At 71.6% G+C, this 16,031-nt stretch carries 14 protein-coding genes and 1 pseudogene; 8 read left to right on the forward strand and 7 right to left on the reverse strand.

Features of this window, described 5'->3' with window-relative positions; translation table 11 throughout:
• Nucleotides 1–8 precede the first annotated feature (8 nt).
• Both ACSMXO_RS20440 and ACSMXO_RS20445 read right to left on the reverse strand, forming a co-directional pair.
• Nucleotides 9–968: a hypothetical protein gene (locus ACSMXO_RS20440; RefSeq protein WP_346262684.1), complete on the reverse strand. Its 960-nt coding sequence runs from the start codon at nucleotides 966–968 to the stop codon at nucleotides 9–11.
• Complete coding sequence (locus ACSMXO_RS20445) at nucleotides 965–1,345, reverse strand: hypothetical protein (RefSeq protein ID WP_346262685.1); 381 nt, start codon at nucleotides 1,343–1,345, stop codon at nucleotides 965–967. The genes ACSMXO_RS20440 and ACSMXO_RS20445 overlap by 4 nt, the downstream gene beginning before the upstream one ends.
• A gap of 186 nt (nucleotides 1,346–1,531) precedes the next feature.
• Between ACSMXO_RS20445 and ACSMXO_RS20450 the strand changes: the two genes are divergently transcribed.
• Complete coding sequence (locus ACSMXO_RS20450; RefSeq protein WP_455418973.1) at nucleotides 1,532–5,299, forward strand: CHAT domain-containing protein; 3,768 nt, start codon at nucleotides 1,532–1,534, stop codon at nucleotides 5,297–5,299.
• Between the two features lie 55 nt (nucleotides 5,300–5,354).
• Here ACSMXO_RS20450 and ACSMXO_RS20455 read toward each other — a convergent pair whose 3' ends face one another.
• Nucleotides 5,355–6,101, reverse strand: a complete 747-nt coding sequence (locus tag ACSMXO_RS20455; RefSeq protein WP_346262687.1) for a CTP synthase C-terminal region-related (seleno)protein — start codon at nucleotides 6,099–6,101, stop codon at nucleotides 5,355–5,357.
• Nucleotides 6,102–6,176: 75 nt separating this feature from the next.
• Between ACSMXO_RS20455 and ACSMXO_RS20460 the strand changes: the two genes are divergently transcribed.
• Nucleotides 6,177–7,067, forward strand: a complete 891-nt coding sequence (locus ACSMXO_RS20460) for a LysR family transcriptional regulator (RefSeq protein ID WP_455418974.1) — start codon at nucleotides 6,177–6,179, stop codon at nucleotides 7,065–7,067.
• 315 nt (nucleotides 7,068–7,382) lie between these two features.
• Nucleotides 7,383–8,075, forward strand: a complete 693-nt coding sequence (locus tag ACSMXO_RS20465) for a hypothetical protein (RefSeq protein WP_455418975.1) — start codon at nucleotides 7,383–7,385, stop codon at nucleotides 8,073–8,075.
• Between the two features lie 110 nt (nucleotides 8,076–8,185).
• Here the strand turns inward: ACSMXO_RS20465 and ACSMXO_RS20470 are convergent, their stop codons facing one another.
• Nucleotides 8,186–9,073 (reverse strand): LysR family transcriptional regulator, encoded by an 888-nt coding sequence (locus tag ACSMXO_RS20470; RefSeq protein ID WP_455418976.1) that lies wholly within the window; start codon nucleotides 9,071–9,073, stop codon nucleotides 8,186–8,188.
• A gap of 127 nt (nucleotides 9,074–9,200) precedes the next feature.
• Here ACSMXO_RS20470 and ACSMXO_RS20475 point away from each other — a divergent pair, with 127 nt between their 5' ends.
• From ACSMXO_RS20475 to ACSMXO_RS20485, 3 genes are all read left to right on the forward strand, one after another.
• Nucleotides 9,201–9,548, forward strand: a complete 348-nt coding sequence (locus tag ACSMXO_RS20475; protein ID WP_455419268.1) for a YybH family protein — start codon at nucleotides 9,201–9,203, stop codon at nucleotides 9,546–9,548.
• Nucleotides 9,549–9,781: 233 nt separating this feature from the next.
• Entirely contained in the window at nucleotides 9,782–10,111 is a 330-nt protein-coding gene (locus ACSMXO_RS20480; protein ID WP_455418977.1) for a nucleoside triphosphate pyrophosphohydrolase family protein, read from the forward strand.
• 509 nt (nucleotides 10,112–10,620) lie between these two features.
• Complete coding sequence (locus tag ACSMXO_RS20485; RefSeq protein WP_455418978.1) at nucleotides 10,621–11,319, forward strand: hypothetical protein; 699 nt, start codon at nucleotides 10,621–10,623, stop codon at nucleotides 11,317–11,319.
• Here the strand turns inward: ACSMXO_RS20485 and ACSMXO_RS20490 are convergent.
• From ACSMXO_RS20490 to ACSMXO_RS20500, 3 genes and pseudogenes are all read right to left on the reverse strand, one after another.
• Complete coding sequence (locus ACSMXO_RS20490) at nucleotides 11,316–12,452, reverse strand: MMPL family transporter (protein WP_455419269.1); 1,137 nt, start codon at nucleotides 12,450–12,452, stop codon at nucleotides 11,316–11,318. The two genes, ACSMXO_RS20485 and ACSMXO_RS20490, sit on opposite strands and share 4 nt — an antisense overlap.
• Nucleotides 12,444–13,160: pseudogene (locus tag ACSMXO_RS20495) on the reverse strand (MMPL family transporter); the annotation flags it as partial. The pseudogene ACSMXO_RS20495 and the gene ACSMXO_RS20490, both read right to left, overlap by 9 nt.
• A gap of 69 nt (nucleotides 13,161–13,229) precedes the next feature.
• Nucleotides 13,230–13,811 (reverse strand): anthrone oxygenase family protein, encoded by a 582-nt coding sequence (locus tag ACSMXO_RS20500; RefSeq protein ID WP_455418979.1) that lies wholly within the window; start codon nucleotides 13,809–13,811, stop codon nucleotides 13,230–13,232.
• 260 nt (nucleotides 13,812–14,071) lie between these two features.
• Between ACSMXO_RS20500 and ACSMXO_RS20505 the strand changes: the two genes are divergently transcribed.
• Together ACSMXO_RS20505 and ACSMXO_RS20510 are read left to right on the forward strand one after the other, a co-directional pair.
• Nucleotides 14,072–15,253, forward strand: a complete 1,182-nt coding sequence (locus ACSMXO_RS20505; protein ID WP_455418980.1) for a sensor histidine kinase — start codon at nucleotides 14,072–14,074, stop codon at nucleotides 15,251–15,253.
• Nucleotides 15,250–15,924: a response regulator gene (locus ACSMXO_RS20510; protein ID WP_455418981.1), complete on the forward strand. Its 675-nt coding sequence runs from the start codon at nucleotides 15,250–15,252 to the stop codon at nucleotides 15,922–15,924. Before ACSMXO_RS20505 ends, ACSMXO_RS20510 begins: the two co-directional genes overlap by 4 nt.
• Nucleotides 15,925–16,031: the final 107 nt, after the last annotated feature.

The raw sequence follows: 16,031 nt of genomic DNA on the forward strand, positions 1-16,031 counted from the left end.
GCACGCCGTCAGCCGTGCAGCAGCGGCAGCGGGGGAGGAGCGCCGGCCGGTGCGACCGGGCGGAGTTGGCGTACCACGTCGTCCTTGCGGACGATCGCGCTGATCTCCGCCCCGGTCTCGGCGGTGAGCCGGCCCTGGCCGGACAGTCCCAGGTGGGTGGCGAGCTTGCGACCGTAGAGGTCCACCGCGGCCTCGACCAGGTCGGTGTAGACGCCGACGGCGAGCCGGGCACGATACCGGGCGGTGAGCAGGGCCACCGCCCCGACGAACAGGGCCGGCCACCAGAGCGCGCCGAGCAGGACGTACAGCACACCCCAGCCGGCGAGCCGGGCCGCCGAGGCGCAGCGGTCCTGCACCGCCGTCAACTCGCCGCGTACCGGCTCGGGCAGTACCAGCCAGAGTCGCGGCCACACCGCTGCCAGGTCGATCGCGTAGCTGCGGTGCACCCGGACGTCGGCCGCGTGCAGCCGGTCGCCGATCCAGGTCGGCCGCTCCGCCGCTACCAGGCCGATGGCGTCCCGCCGGGCGATCGCCCGCCGGGCCCGGGCCCGGGCCGCCGGATCGGCCGGATCGGCCAGCAGCGCGCGTTCCGCCTCCGCCACCTCGGCGTCCGCCGTGGCCCACCGCCGCTGCCGGGACCCGGCGAGCCAGCGCAGCACCGGCGCCGAGCCGGTCAGCCCCCAGGTCCACTCGACGAGCAGGCCCACCGCGCCGGCCAGCAGCCCGGCCGCGGCGGCGCCGAGCAGGAACCCGGCCGCGGCGATCAGCAGGGCCGCGTTGCGCCCGCTGGCCGGGGTGGCGCCGACCGTGTCCAGCCAGGTGCCGAGCACCCGACGGTCGACCGCATGGCGGTGCCCGAGCACCTGCGCCAGCACCACCGCCCCGGCGAAGAGCGCCCCCGGCACCATCAGGGTGGCGGTCCACCGGGTCACCAACTGCTTGCCGAGCTCGGCGAGGAAGGCGGTCACAGCGTGATCCGGGTCTCGACGAACGGCAGCCCGGTCAGGGCGCAGGTCGGCCGGTCACCGTCACCGGCCCGCTCCGCCCGGGCACACGCCTGCCGGTTCGGGCAGGTCCAGCCGGTGACCGTGGGATGCCCACCGCCGCCCCGCCAGGTCTCGAAGCCCCGGCTGCCGGTGGTCAGCCCGTCGATGCCGTGCCGGGCGAACACGACGTCGAGCCGGTCGAGGTCGGCTTCGAGTTGCCGGTCCAGCCGTCCCTGCCCGATCGCGTCGGCGATCCGGCCCAGCACGTCGGCGGCGCCGAACCGCTCGGCGTACTCCCGGAGTTGTCCGCCGCCGGCCTGGCCGCAGAGCCGACCGATGCGCTGCGCGACGAGTTCCATGTCCGCTCCCCGTGCGTCGGCCGGCCGGATTCCGCTGACACAGTAACGCCCGGCGCACCGCATCGTCGCGAGGCGCGGGCACCGGGTGGCGTCGCCGCGCACCCGCCACCCCGGTCGGCGAGACTGTGTGCCGGAAGGCGACCGCGGAGCAGCCTCGGTAGCCCGGCCGCACGATGGGACGCAGCGATGTCGAGAAGCGACCTGGATCTGATCACCGCCGCCCTCGACGAGTACGAGCGCAGCGCCGATCCGTCGATCCCGCTCGACGCGGAGCTGGCCGACGCGGCGCAGCGCCTCGGCCCACAGGTCGGTGACCGGGGCCCGGGTTGGCAGGTGGCGGGGGTGCTGGCTCGGCTGCACTGGCGCCGTTATCTGCTGCTGCCCGGGCTGGACGGGCTGCGGGAGCGCCAGGCGGCGGTCGAGCTGTTCCGCCGGCTCCAGCGCCGGGAACCGGATCTGGTGCCCGAGCCGCTGCGCGACGAGTGCCGTGAGCCCGGTCCGTCCGGAGTCGACGAACTCTCCGCCGTCCTGTTGAGCCGGCAGCAGGCCGAACGGGTCGACCGCCTGCGGCAGCGGCACCTGGCCGGCGACGATCGGGCGCTGCGGATGCTGGTCAGCCTCTACCGGGAGTGGCTCCCGTATGCGGCCCGGCAGCGTGGCTGGCCCGGCGTCCTGCTCCAGGCCGCGCTGCTGACCGACCTCGCCGACGCGCTGCTCGCGGTCGCCGAGCACGCCCTTGACGGACGCAGGTACGACGACGCGCTGGACACTGCCACGAAGGCGCTGACGGTCACCGCCGCCCGGGACCCGCACCGGCCGGCCCGGCTCACCTTCCGGGGCCGTCTCTTCGAGTTGTACTTCGACGAGGGCGCCGGCCCGAGGGCGCTGGAGATGGCGGTCGGCGACTACCGTCGGGCCGCGCAGCTCGGCTGGCACCGGCGGCCGACCGAGCTGGACCTCGTCGGTCGGCTCGGTGCCGCGCTGCGCCGGCTGTCGGAGCTTCCGGAACAGCCGTCGGTGGAGATCCTGCTCGAGGCGACGGCGGCCTGGCGGGACGCGGTGACCTCGTCGGCTTCGGAGGATCCGGAGCTGCCGTCCCGACTGGAGCGGCTCAACGAGGTCGGCAACCTGCTGGCCCATGCGGTCGGCCTCGAACCGGTGCGTACCGTGCTGGGCGCTGCCCAGCAGCCAGGGCTGCTGGACCGGCTGTTCCGGCGTACCGGGGAACTGGCCGACCGGGTCGGCGTCGACACCTCGCCGGAGGTACTGGCCGAGCGGCTCGACTCGGCCCTGGTGCTGTGCGCCGCGGTACCCGCCTTCGACCCGGCCCGGCCGCGTGCCCTGCTCCTGCTCGGCCAGGCGGAACACGACCGCTGGCAGCACGGCGGTGAACTGGACGGGGCCGAGCGGGCCGCGATCTGGGCCCAGATCGCCCTGGACGCCGCCGGCCCGGAGCACCCGCTGCGCCGGGAACTCCTGAACCTGCTGGCCGGGGCGGCCGGTGACGCGGGACTGCACAGGCGGTCCGACGCGCTGGTCGAGGCGGCCGTCAGCGCCGCCCGGGCCGCTCTGGAGCTGGCCGACGCGCACCCGGAGGCCCGACCGACCCAGCTCGGCGTGCTCGCCGACGCGTACGCCCGGGCCGGACGGCTGGCCGGCGACCGCGACGCCCTGGATCAGGCGGTGCGGCACCAGCGGGAGGCGGTCGCGCACACCTCGGCCGACCAGGAGGTGTACCCGGTGCGGCTGATGAGCCTCGCCAGCATGCTGGTGCATCGCGACGCCCTGGCACCGGACGACGCGCTGCTCGCCGAGGCGGTACAGGCAAACCGGAGTGCGCTCGCCGCCCTGCCCGCCGACGACTCCCGCCGGGTCGGCTTCACCTACAACCTGGCGAGCAGCCTCTCCCAGCACGCCCTCCGGCGTAAGGACCCGGTGGAGCTGCTGGCGGCGGAGCAGATCTTCGCGGAGGCGTTCGCGCTGCTGCCGCCGGGCCATCCCGACCAGCCGCGGATCCGCAGTTCGATCGCGGAGATGCGGTACCAGCGGTTCGTGCTCGGCGGTGACCTGGACGCGCTCGCCGGAGCCGTGGCACTGGCCCGGCAGGCGCTCGACGAGACTCCGGCCGGGCATCACTGGTGGCCGATCCGGGCCCTCATCCTGGCTCGGGCATCGGCCGAGCTGGCCGGCCTCGGCGGGCCCGACGCGGCGGCGGCGCGCGCCGAGGCGATCGCCACCTACGCCGCGATCGCCGCCTCGCCGGTGGCCGATCCGCAGCGCCGGATCGACGCCGAACGCCGCCAGGCCGAACTCGCCGACGAGGCGGCGGATCCGGCCGCCCGACTGGCCGCGCTCGAACGCGCCGTCCAGCGGATCCCCTCGGTGATCAGTCGGTCGACCGCCGGCCGGCGCCGGCTGGACGCCATCGCCCGGCTCGGCGGGCTGGCGTCCGAGGCCGCCGCGGTCGCGGTCGCGGCGGGAGATCCCGACGCCGCCGTCGAACTCCTGGAACGGGGGCGCGGCCTGCTCTTCAACGAGGCCCTGGACATCCGCGTCGGCGGAGCGGAGCTGGCTGCCGTCGATCCGCTGCTCGCCGCGGACCTGGCCAGGGTCGAACGTGAACTGGCCGAGGCGGACGCGTACACGCACGTCCGCACGTTCATCATCGAGGTGGAGCGGACCACGGCGTCCGGCGAGTCGCTGGCCAAGAGCACCCGGGAGTGGGATCCCCGGACCAGTTGGCTGCCTCGGACCCGCGAACTCGCCGCCGAGCGGGACCGGCTGGTGGCCCGGATCCGCGCGTTGCCGGGCTTCGCCGACCTGCTGCGGCCACCGTCGCTGCCGGTGCTCCGGGAACGGCTCCGCGGTCTGCCGGTGGTCGTCGTCAACACCTTCGGCGACCGGGGCGACGCCCTGCTGGTCCCGGCGGAGCCGGGACGGCCGGTGGAGCTGGTCCGGCTGCCCGAGTTGCGTGAGGCCGCCGTCCAACGCCAGGTCACCCGGATGTACGCGGCCGTGCTCGACGCCACCGAGCCGGCGGTACCCTTCGACCGGCGGGTCGCCGCCCAGGAGGATCTGCTCGACGTGCTGGCCTGGCTGTGGGACGCCGTCACCGGGCCGGTACTCGACCGGATCGCCCCGGCGGAGGGTCCGCCGCCGAGGATCTGGTGGTGCCCGGTCGGCTCGCTGGCCCGGCTTCCGCTGCACGCGGCCGGTCACCACCGGGCTGCGGACCGGTCGCGTACGGTGCTCGACCGTACCGTGTCGTCGTACACTCCGACACTCAACGCGCTCGCCCACGCGGCGACCGGGCGGCCCCGGCCACCGGCCGCCGCCACGGCGGTGGTCGTCGGCGTACCGGGCGCACCGCGATCGTCGGCGTTGCCGGAGGTACGCGCCGAGGTCGAGCACGTCGCCCGGCTGATTCCCGGCTCCGCCCTGCTCAGCGGGACGGAGGTGGCGCTGCGCGATGTCGAGGACCTGCTCCGGGTCCACCCGATCGCGCACTTCGCCTGCCACGGCGTCGCCGACACCAGCGCCAACGCGATGCTCGGCGGTGGACTGCGACTCGGTGCGGCGACGCTCAGTCCGCACCTGGTCCGCTCGTACCGGCTGGACCGGCCGGAACTGGCCTTCCTGTCGGCGTGTAGTACCGCCGAGGCCCATCCGACCTTCACCGACGAGCCGCTGCACCTGGCGTCGGCGTTCCAGCTCGCCGGGTTCCGCGGGGTCGTCGGCACAATGTGGCGTACCACGGACAGCGCCCGGGTCGCCGAGGCCTTCTACCGCACCCTGACCGGCGGTGGCACCAGGCCACCGGCGACGGCCGACGCGGCCCGGGCGCTCACCGACACGGTACGGGCGCTGCGCGACGAGTTCCCGTCGACTCCGACCAGATGGGCCGGATACCTCCACGTGGGGCTGAACCGGCCACTCTCCCCGGCTCCGAGCTGACGGGCCACCGGGCGGTCGGGCGGGTCAGGGGCGCGCGCGGACCGGGCGGCGACAGTCAGGTCGCGGGTATCGGATCGGGACTGCCGGCGTGCAGGGCGGCGGCCGTGGCGAAGGCGCGGATCATCGGGTGCACGACCGTGCCGTCCCCGGCGAGTTCGGGCTGGAAGAGGGTACAGAGGAAGAACGGGTGCCCCGGCAACTCGGCGACGCGTACGTCTCCGGCCTCGTCGAAGCCCGTCAGATGCAGCCCGTGCGCCCGGAGGACGTCCAGATAGGAGGGATTGACCCCGTAGGAGCACTGGTAACGCTCGACGCTCCGGCCGGCACCGAGCACCCGTTCGGCCAGCGAGCCGGCGGCGATCCGTACCGTCCCCTCGTGCCCGGCGAGCGAACAGGCCAGCGGTTCGATCAGCAGTTCCCCGGTCGCCTCCGGGTTGTTCTCGCCGTGCGCGGCCCCGGACAGCCCGCACACGTCACGCGCGTACTCCAACAGGGCATGCTGGAAGCCGCCACAGGTACCGAGGAACGGTATGCCCTGCTCGCGTGCGGTGCGGACGGCGCTGATCGCACCCACCTCACTCCGGTACGGGCTGCCCGGAGTGAGCCAGATCCCGTCGAAGCCGGCCAGCGTGCCGCCGTCCGCCGCCTCGGGCGTCGGGATCCAGTACAGGTCCAGGTCGAGCCGGTCACGCAGCCGCAGCGCGTCGAGGAGCACGGGCATGCGGGCATGGGCGCGGACGTGCGGAGAACGGTCACCGACGGCGGCGACCCGGGCGGTGAAGGCGGATCGGGTCTCGGACATGGCATCATCCTGGCCCGCCGACCCCGTGCAGCACCAACGATGATCAGTACTGGTCTGATAAGCAACACTGATGCGGTGGACCCGCACCTGCTGCGTACCTTCGTCGTGGTGGCCGACTGCCGCTCGTTCTCGGCGGCCGCCCGGCGACTCGGTTACACCCAGTCCGCGGTCTCGCAGCACATCGCCGCGCTGGAGGGCGATCTCGGCACCATGCTGCTGTACCGCCGTCCGGTGGCGCCGACCGAGGCGGGGGAGCGGCTGCTGGAGCACGCCGGCCCGATCCTGCTGCGGCTGGACGCGGCCCGGGTCGACGTCCGGCAGGCGGCCGCGGAGCCGACCGAGCCCCTGCGCCTCGGCATGACCCCGCTGGCCGCGACGGCCCGGGTCGCGACCGCACTCACCGCCGTACGCCGGACCCGGCCCGGCCTCGACGTGACCGTACGGGTCGCAGACCGGCAGTCGGTGGCTGCCGGTTTCGCCACCGGCGAGTACACCATCGCCCTTGTGGACGGCGTGGTCGCGCCGAGCGACCCGTTACGGCTGCTCGACTCCGGCGCGCTTGTCGGCGTCGCGGTCGCCGAGCAGCCGCTCGTCGTGCTGCTTCCGGAGGGCCATCCGCTCGGCCCGCGTCCCGGGCTCACGCTGGACGATCTGCTGGATGCCCGGTGGATCGACGCACCCGACGTGACGGCCGCGTTATCGGACCTGAGCGCCGTCGCCCGCTCGGACAACCCGCGACCTTCGATCCGGTACGCCGGCACCGACATCGCCGCGCTGGTCGCGCTGGTCGCGGCCGGGCACGGGCTCGCGGTACTGCCCCGGTCGGCGGTGCCGTCCTGCGCCGGGATCGACCAGGTGCCGCTGGTCGCTCCACGTCTGGTGCACCGGACGGAGTTGCTCAGACCTCGCGCTGGCGGATCGCTGGCCACCGCGCTCAGCGACGCCATCACCGGGCAAACCGGATAACCGGCAGTGTGCCACGTCCGATTTCATGATCGAGTCGGTTCGGTGGAATGTTGGTGGGCTGCCGGTCGTTACATCTCACGTACGGCCGAGTACCACCGCCTGTGACCTGGGCTGGTGGTCGGGTCTCCGGGAATGATCCGGGGCCGCCGGTCGTTACATATGGTGTTCGCTCGAGTACCAGCATCCCCCGCGAGGTGCCGGGCGTTCTGCTGTCCCTTGGAGACCAGCGTCAGCGTGTGTCTCGGGACGAGTTTTCCAATGACACCCCGGATCCCTCCGGTGGGTGTTGTTCCCCCGATTGGAAGGTGGACCATCATGAACACGACTCTGTTCAGCCGATGGCTCCCGGCCGTCGAGCAGACTTCTCTGGTTCGTAAGACCGCTCTGGGTGTGGCTGGTCTGGCGTTCGTTGGTGGCGCTGTCGCCGGCCCGGCGGTGGCCGCGCAGGCTGCTGCGGAGCATGCCGGGTCGCCGGTGTCGCAGTCGGTGATGCAGGCCGACAAGGGTGACAAGGGTGACAAGGGCAAGAGCGACAAGGGCAAGGATCGTAAGGGTAAGCCGTCGCGGGACCGGTTGGTGCCGCGTGGTGTGCAGGGTGAGCAGTCGAGGATTGCGGTGTCGGGTGAGCAGTCCGACAACGTGCGGGCGATTGTGAAGGCGACGAAGAAGGCTGGTCTGGACGAGCGTGCCGCGGTGATCGCGGTGGGTACGTCGCTGCAGGAGTCGAAGTTGGAGAACCTGGGTCATCTGGGTGATCGCAACGATCATGACTCGCTGGGGCTGTTCCAGCAGCGTCCGTCGTCGGGTTGGGGTTCGCCGGATCAGATCACGGATCCGGAGTACTCGACGACCGCGTTCCTGAAGGGTCTGAAGCAGGTTGATGGTTGGCATGACCTGCCGTTGACGGTGGCGGCGCAGAAGGTGCAGGTGTCGGCGTACCCGGACGCGTACGCGCAGTGGGAGGACCAGGCTGCTGACCTGGTCGCCAACGCCTGGAACAACAGCTAACCGAACAAGCAAGCGACGCATCCGCTGGCCGGGTCCCCACCACGGGGACCCGGCCAGCGGCGTCTCCAGCCGACGGAGGGCTTCGGTCGATAGTCCTTGCGCTGCGATCTCTATGCCCGGTTGGTGCCGAAGGCGTCTCGGCTGTATCGGACCAGTCGGGCAAGAGCAGGGCTCTGAGTGGCCGTCCAGACCAGAGCCAGCAGGGCGGGCGCGTCGATGTCCGTCACCCGCAGCACGGTCAACCGGTCCTCGTACTCGTCGGCCATGGACTCGCTGAGGATCGCGACCCCAAGCCCTCGGGTGGCGAGGTCTGCGATGGTGGCGGCGGCGCTCGCCTGCAACGCGATGGTCGGCTGGACACGGCGGGCGGCGCAGGCCCGATCGAAGACCATTCGGATCCCGGTACCCTCCGGCATGCAGATGACCGGGTGCGCCGCGATGTCGGCCAGTCCGACGGTCTCCTGCCCGGTGAGCGGATGTTCCGGGGGCACCAGCGCCACCAGCCGTTCGCTGACGATCGTCAGCGCGTTCAGCCCGGGCGGCGTGGCCTCGGCCGTGCCGACCAGGGCCAGGTCGACCGCGGCGGACCGGACGCCCTCGATCAGCCGTTCGGAGTTGTCCTCAAGCAGCGTCAACTCGACCTGCGGATGGGCCCGGTGAAACGCTTCGAGTGCCTCGAAGAGCGGGGTCACCGTGCATCCGGTGACCATGCCGACGGTGAGCTGGCCACGGATCAGTCCGGTCACCTCGCCGACGGCCTGCCGGATCGCATCGGTGGAGACGAGCGCGGCGCGGGCATGTTCAAGAGCCACTCGGCCAGCGGCTGTCAGGGTGGCCGTCCTGGTGGAGCGGTCGATGAGGGTCGCCCCGAGTTCGCGTTCGAGCTGCCGGACCTGCGCGCTCACCCCGGACTGGCTGATACGTACGCGCTCGGCGGCGCGGGTGAAGCTCGCCTCCTCGGCGACCGCGACGAAGTACTCCAGTTGCCTCAGCTCCATAACTGCTGATTCTAGTTCTCATCAGAATTAGATGTTGTACTTCTACTCCTGAACCGCGCATCCTCGACCTGTAGGCGTTACCGCAGGCACCATCGAGGGGATCAGCATGTCGAACTACGAGAAGGCGATGCGGCCGGAGGACATCACCCGACTGTTCGTCGAGCGCTCCAACGCGGGAGACGCCGAGGGCGTGGCCGCACTCTATGCCGAGGACGCGGTGCTGGCGTACCCGCCGGGCGGCCAGACGGTCGGCCGGTCCGCGATCCAGGCGCTCTGGGCGAAGGTACTCGCGAACCGTCCGCATTTCGAGTTGGAGGAGTCGCTTCCGACGCTTGTCAGCGGCGATCTCGCCCTCACCTCGACGGCGCCGAAGGATGGTGCGGGTGCCCGCGCGCAGGTGGTCCGCCGCCAGCCGGACGGCTCCTGGCTGCGTGTACTCGACCAGCCGGAGTTCACCCCGTCGACGTCCCGCTGACAGGCATCCACCCTCCGTGGTCCGTCCTTCGACGGGTGTCCCTATGGGTTACGTCGAATGGCGAGTGCGGGCGACCGGTCCCGGGGGATGTGGTTGCGGAGCATGGCGTGGAGGATGTCGATGCGGCGTCGGGCCAGGCAGATGATCGCGGCGTTGTGCTGTGCCGGCGGCTTCTTGCGGTCGTCGTAGACCCCGGCCGGTCGGCTGGGAGGGTTCGGCCATACTGGTCCGCCATGGACCTGGATGAGTATCAGCGCGGCGCCCTCCGTACCGCCGCTCCACGTGACAAGCGGAACGAGCTACTCCACCTGGTGCTCGGGCTGGTCGGCGAGTCGGGTGAAATCGCTGAGAAGTTCAAGAAGTGGGTCCGCGACCTTGACAGCGAGGAGTCGCTGATCGACCGGGCCGACATCGCCAAGGAACTCGGTGACGTGCTCTGGTACGTGGCGGTGCTCGCCGACTACCTCGACCTGTCGCTGGATGACATCGCGACGGCCAACCTGGCCAAGCTAGCCAGCCGCCAGGGCCGTGGCGTGCTGGGTGGTCGCGGCGACAACCGCTGAACCGGCCATGCATGCCGGACTCTGATTGTCGGTCCGCCGCCGACCGACGATGACGTGCGGAACGCGCGGATAGTTACCTCGCGTTCGGCCAGAGTGTCGCGAGACGGGCATGCCGTCCGTTCGGCGGTCGGTCCTCGCCAACGCGTAGAAGCCCAGGGCCGGGACGGGGTCACTCAGTTCCATACCCGAGGTGTACGCCAGGCTGTCCGGTTCGATTTCATGATCGAGTCGGTTCGGTGGAATGTTGGTGGGCTGCCGGTCGTTACATCTCACGTACGGCCGAGTACCACCGCCTGTGACCTGGGCTGGTGGTCGGGTCTCCGGGAATGATCCGGGGCCGCCGGTCGTTACATATGGTGTTCGCTCGAGTACCAGCATCCCCCGCGAGGTGCCGGGCGTTCTGCTGTCCCTTGGAGACCAGCGTCAGCGTGTGTCTCGGGACGAGTTTTCCAATGACACCCCGGATCCCTCCGGTGGGTGTTGTTCCCCCGATTGGAAGGTGGACCATCATGAACACGACTCTGTTCAGCCGATGGCTCCCGGCCGTCGAGCAGACTTCTCTGGTTCGTAAGACCGCTCTGGGTGTGGCTGGTCTGGCGTTCGTTGGTGGCGCTGTCGCCGGCCCGGCGGTGGCCGCGCAGGCTGCTGCGGAGCATGCCGGGTCGCCGGTGTCGCAGTCGGTGATGCAGGCCGACAAGGGCGACAAGGGCAAGAGCGACAAGGGTGACAAGGGCAAGGATCGTAAGAGTGAGGGTAAGCCGTCGCGGGATCGGTTGGTGCCGCGTGGTGTGCAGGGTGAGCAGTCGAGGATTGCGGTGTCGGGTGAGCAGTCCGACAACGTGCGGGCGATTGTGAAGGCGACGAAGAAGGCTGGTCTGGATGAGCGTGCCGCGGTGATCGCGGTGGGTACGTCGCTGCAGGAGTCGAAGTTGGAGAACCTGGGTCATCTGGGTGATCGTAACGATCATGACTCGCTGGGGCTGTTCCAGCAGCGTCCGTCGTCGGGTTGGGGTTCGCCGGATCAGATCACGGATCCGGAGTACTCGACGACCGCGTTCCTGAAGGGTCTGAAGCAGGTTGATGGTTGGCATGATCTGCCGTTGACGGTGGCGGCGCAGAAGGTGCAGGTGTCGGCGTACCCGGACGCGTACGCGCAGTGGGAGGACCAGGCTGCTGACCTGGTCGCCAACGCCTGGAACAACAGCTAACCGAACAAGCAAGCGACGCATCCGCTGGCCGGGTCCCCACCACGGGGACCCGGCCAGCAGCGTCTCCAGCCCCGGCAGCCCGTCAGGTGCTGGCTGCGCCGGCCGCTGCCTCGGCGGTGTCGTCGTCCCTGGACCGCACCGTCGGACCAGCCCGGTCCGCCTCGCGGAACAGTCGGTGTGGCCACCACAGGTACCGGCCGACGTCCAGGCTCAGTGCGGGTACCAGTACGGACCGGACGATGACGGTGTCCAGCAGGATGCCGAACGCCACCGCGAAGCCGAGCTGGACGATCATCGTCAGCGGTAGTGTGGTCGGCGAAGGTACCGGCGAGCACCAGGCCGGCGGAGGTGATTACCCCGCCGGTCGCGGCCAGCCCGATCAGGGTCGCCCGCCGGGCTCCGTGCCGGACGGTCTCCTCGCGTACCCGGGTCATCAGGAAGATGTTGTAGTCGACGCCGAGCGCGACGAGGAAGACGAACAGGTAGAGCGGCAGTGAACTGTCCTCGCCGGTGAACCCGAAGACGTGCCGGAACACCAGTACGCTGGCGCCGAGCGCCGCGCCGAACGAGAGCACCACGGTGCCGACCAGCAGCAGTGGTGCCACGAGTGATCGCAGCAGTAGCACCAGGATGGCGAAGACCACCGCGAAGACGATCGGTACCAGGAGGTTTCGGTCGCTCCGGGCAGTCCGCTGCACGTCAAGCCGGATCGCGGTCTCCCCGCCGACGAGCGCCTGCGCCTCGGGTACCGCACGCAGCGCCGCGCGCACCCGGTCGACCGTGTCGTACGCCGGGCGGCTGTCGGCGGGATCGGTCAGCGTCGCCTCCAGGTACGCCTGCCCGGCGCGCAGCTCTGTTGGAGTCAGCGACCCGGAGTCCACCCCGGGTACGGCGGCAAGTGTCGCCCGTACCCGCTCCGCCCGGCCGGGGTGGCTGACCACCGCGATCGGGGTGCCGACGCCGGCCGCGAAGTGCCGGGCCAACACCTGTGCGCCGCGTTCCGATTCGTGGCTGCCCCGGAACGACTCCGACGAGGTCAGGCCGGTCGCGTCGAGCTGAATGGTGCCCAGGGCCAGCGCACCGAGCGCGAGGCTGGTCGCCAGCCATGCCACCCGGGGCCGGCGGGCGATCACCCGCCCGATCCGGGTCCACCAGTCGATCGTGCCGGTCCCGGTCTGCGCGCGGACGTCGGCTACCGGGCCGGACCGCGCCGTCGCCGCGCCAACCCCGGTCGACGGGACGGCCTCCACCTCGACCTCCGAGCCGCCGTACCGCGGCCGGACCGGCCAGAAGACCCAGCGGCCGCACCGGACCAGCAGAGCCGGGAACGCGGTCAGCATCACCACCAGTCCGGTCAGCACGCCGACGGCCAGTACCGGGCCGAGTCCCCGGGTCCAGCTCAGCTCGGCGAGCAGCAGACACGACATGGCGGCGGCCGCGGTACCGGCACTGTCCAGGAGGGCCGGCGCGGACCGGCGCAGCGCGAATCCCATCGCGTCGTGCCGGTCCCGATGGCGGCGCAATTCCTCGCGGTAGCGGGCGATCAGCAGTAGTCCATAGTCGGTGGCCGCGCCGAAGACGAGGATGGTCAGGATCGCGCCGCTGTCCGCGGTGACGGTCAACTGTGCGTACCGGGCGAGCAGGTAGACCACCGCCCGCGCGGCGATCAGCGCCAGGCCGGCGCAGAGTACCGGCAGCAGCCACAACACCGGGCTGCGGTAAGTGACCAGCAGGATCAGCACGACGACGGCGACGGTGGCCAGTAACAGGCGGCCGTCGAAACCGCTGACCGCCGCGCTCTGGTCGGCGAGCGAGCCGGCGGCACCGGCGACGTACACGCTCGTTCCCGCCGCGTCCTGCCGCCCGGCCGGCCGACCCGCGCCGCGCCGGCCGCTCGACGGTCGGCACCGTCACCGCCGCCGCTCCGGCTGCGTGTGCCGCCCGGCGGCGATGGCCGTGGCGCGGTCGACGATGAGCAGCAGCAGGACGAAGGCGGTCAGCGCGGTGCAGGTGCGGAGATAGTTCAGCAGCTCCCAGCGTTGCAGGATCGCCGCGTGGTCGGCGGGAACCGAGCCGGCGAGCCACTCCCTGATCTGGCGGTTGATCGGCACGTTGCCGAGCCGGGTGACCAGGAACGTGGTCAGGGTCAGCAGGCTGGCTCCGGCGGCGAGCATCCGTGGCGTGTTGCGGAACAGGACGGCCAGGACCAGTGTGCTGAGGAAGGCTACGCCCATCGTCGACTGCATCACCGGGCCGTTCATCCGCATCAGGGCGGTGTGGAAGGTCAGCCGTACCTCGAGCGGGACGGACTGGAACGCCTGCACGACGTTGACCGCCCCGTAGCAGAACGCACCAGCGAGCAGGCCGCTGGAGAGCAGCGCGAGCCCACGGACGACCCGGACCGTGCCGCCGGGCGCCCCGGCCCGGGCGCCGTCGGGCACGTCGGCCCCGCCGCCCTGAGGTCGGGTGCGCTGAGCAGGTGTGCTGGTCATGGTCTCCTCCTCGATTCGCCTGGCGGTCGCGCCGACGCACGGTCGACGTGCCGTCCGGCAGCGTCGGCAACCGGCCGGGGTGCCGGCGCCACACCTGTCGACGATGCCGTCCGGACCGGGTCCCGGTCGTCCGTCCAGCGCGGACAACCGCCACTGCCGACGGTGACGCAGGCCGGTAGAGGAGTACGCCCCGGGCGGTAGTACCCGGCTACATCCCCGGCCCGACGCGGTGTGCGGCGACGGTCGTCTACCGTTCGGGGATGCGCGACGGAAGCAGGCGCGGATGGTGGCGCGGCACGGCGACGACACAGCGGGACTGGCTGGTCGCCGCCGGTGTCGCGGTACTGGTGCTGCTCGGCGCCCGGACCGCACCGCCCGGCCGGGTGGATCTCGACCTGGGCGGCTACCTCCTGCTGCTGCTCGCGGCCGCGACGCTGGCGTTCCGGCACCGGTCACCCCGGCTGGTGCTCGGTGTCGCCACCGCCTGCCTGCTCGGTTACCAGCTCCGCGGCTATCCCGGGGTCATCCCCGCCGTACCGGTGCTGTTCGTGCTGTACGCGGCGGTCCGTGCCGGGCACCGCCGGGCGGCGTTTGTCGCCCTCGGGGCCGTCCTGGTCGGTGGCTTCGCCGGTGAGGTGGCCCTCGGCGGTGGTGCCGAGTCGCCTTCCGACGTCTTCCAGCGGTGGTTCCTGCTCGTCGGCTGGATGGTCGCGGCCTGCACTCTCGCCGAGGTGGCCCGGCACCGCCAGGCGTACCTGGAAGAGGTGGAGCAGCGGGCGGCCGACGCGGAACGGACCCGTGAGGAGACCGCCCGCCGCCGCGCCGACGAGGAGCGGCTGCGGATCGCCCGCGAACTGCACGACTCGTTGACACACAGCATCTCGATCATCAAAGTGCAGGCCGGTGTCGCCGTGCACCTGGCTCGCAAGCGCGACGAGCCGATTCCCGACGCGCTGCTCGCCATCCAGCAGGCCAGCGGCGAGGCGATCCGGGAACTGCGGGCCACCCTCGAGGTGCTGCGCAGCGACGACGACAATCCCGGAACCGGTCTGGACCGGCTGGAACACCTGGTCGGCGGGGCCCGCCGGGCAGGTCTGCCGGTCACCGTGCGGATCACCGGGCAGCCGCGTACCCTGCCCGCCCCGGTCGACCGGGCCGCGTACCGGATCATCCAGGAGGCGTTGACCAACGTCGCCCGGCATGCCGGACCGGCCACCGCCGCGATCGAACTCGACTACCGTGCCGAGTCGCTGACCGTACGGGTCGACGACGACGGGAGCGGCAACGGAAGCGGTAACGGCGGGTCGGATGCGGTGCCCGGCGTTGGCCTGGTCGGCATGCGGGAGCGGGTGGCGGCCCTCGGGGGCTCACTGCACGCCGGGCCACGCGACGGCGGTGGTTTCGCCGTCCGGGCCGACCTGCCGTGCGGAGCGGCCGCGTGATCCGGGTGCTGCTCGCCGACGACCAGGCGCTGATCCGTGCCGGGTTCCGTGCGCTGCTTGCCGCCGAGGACGACATCGAAGTGGTCGCCGAGGCGGCTGACGGTGAACAGGCGGTCAGGCTCGCCGTGCAGCATGTGCCGGACGTCGCCCTGGTCGACATCCAGATGCCAGTGCTCGACGGTATCCAGGCGACCCGGCAGATGGTCGCCGATCCCCGGCTGACCGGTACCCGGGTGGTGATGCTGACCAACTACGGCCTCGACGAGTACGTCTACACCGCGCTGCGGGCCGGCGCCAGCGGCTTCCTCGTGAAGGACACGGAGCCGGAGGACCTGCTGCACGGCGTACGCGTCGCCGCCCGGGGCGACGCGCTGCTGTCACCCACCATCACCCGCCGGCTGATCGACGAGTACGTCTCCCGACCGCCGCAGGGGCAACTCTCGTCCGCGCTGGACGTGCTGACCAACCGGGAACGTGAGGTGGTGGCGCTGGCCGCGCGAGGTATGTCCAACGATGAGATCGCCGCGCAGATGGTGATCAGTCTGGCCACTGCCAAGACCCATGTCAGCCGGGCCATGACCAAGCTCCGGGCGCGCGACCGGGCCCAGCTTGTGGTGCTCGCCTACGAGTCCGGCCTGGTCACACCAGCTCGCCGCCCGGACACCCGGTAGCTGGGTGCTATCCGCCCGTCTGCGAACCGCGTCCCGGCTGTCCGGTTCGATTTCATGATCGAGTCGGTTCGGTGGAATGTTGGTGGGCTGCCGGTCGTTACATCTCA

This window comes from Plantactinospora sp. DSM 117369 (genome assembly GCF_053764795.1).